This is a genomic window from Chryseobacterium proteolyticum (genome assembly GCF_046591535.1).
Taxonomy (GTDB): Bacteria; Bacteroidota; Bacteroidia; order Flavobacteriales; family Weeksellaceae; genus Chryseobacterium; species Chryseobacterium proteolyticum.
Window position 1 is genome coordinate 1 of sequence record NZ_JBJLWK010000021.1, and the last position, 986, is coordinate 986.

1 protein-coding gene is annotated in these 986 nt (G+C 36.7%); it reads left to right on the forward strand.

Annotated elements, in window-relative coordinates; all coding sequences use genetic code 11:
* A partial coding sequence (locus ACJ5H0_RS23040) for a non-ribosomal peptide synthetase (protein ID WP_411252187.1) occupies positions 1-986 on the forward strand: 986 nt, incomplete at both ends.

Sequence of the window (986 nt, forward strand, 5' to 3'; positions counted from 1 at the left end):
TCTCTATTAAATGATCTATTGTCTAATCCTGATTACAGTGAAAAATTCTATAATTTAAAATCATTAAAACATGTTGTTTCCGGAGGTGATGTATTAAATACCCGTCATTTAAAGAAGGCCAAAATGAGTGCCCGTTTTTATAATGCATATGGACCAACAGAAAATACTATCGATTCAACGAACTGGATAATTGATGTTAATAATAACAGTAAAGAAAGTATCATTGGTAAACCAATTCTGAATTCTAAGGTATATATTCTTGATGATAAGGGTGCACAATTATTACCTGTAGGAGTGGCAGGGAAGATTTACGTATCAGGCGGCGGCGTTGCCCGGGGTTATCTGAACCGTGAAGATCTTACCTCTGAGAAGTTTACGGATAATCCTTTTGAAGAGGGGCTTAGAATGTATGACACCGGCGATTTGGGCAGATGGCTTCCGGATGGTAATATAGAATTTTTAGGAAGAAAAGATCATCAGGTAAAAATCCGTGGTTTCCGTATAGAGCTTGGAGAGATAGAAACCATTTTACTTCAGAGTTCCAAAGCATTGAAACAGGCCGTTGTCGTAACAAAAGGAACCGAGGAAGACAAGGTTCTGGTTGCTTACTATGTATCTGATGATAATATAGATAAAAAAGAACTGCAGAGTAATTTGAGCAAATTATTGCCGGATTATATGCTGCCTGCTTATTATGTCCAGCTGGATGCTATTCCTTTGACATCAATAGGAAAAATAGACCGTAAAGCTTTACCGGAAGTTGAAGAGGATGATTTAATCAAGGAAAATTATATTGCCCCAAGAACCCCGGAAGAAGAACTTTTGGTATCTGTCTGGTCTGATGTTTTAAAACGGGATAAGATCAGTGTAAAAGACAATTTTTATAATTTAGGAGGAGACTCTATCAAATCTATCCAGGTAGTTTCAAGGATAAAGCAGAAGGGCTATACTTTAAAAGTTGCCCAGATTTTAAAAAATCCTGTTGT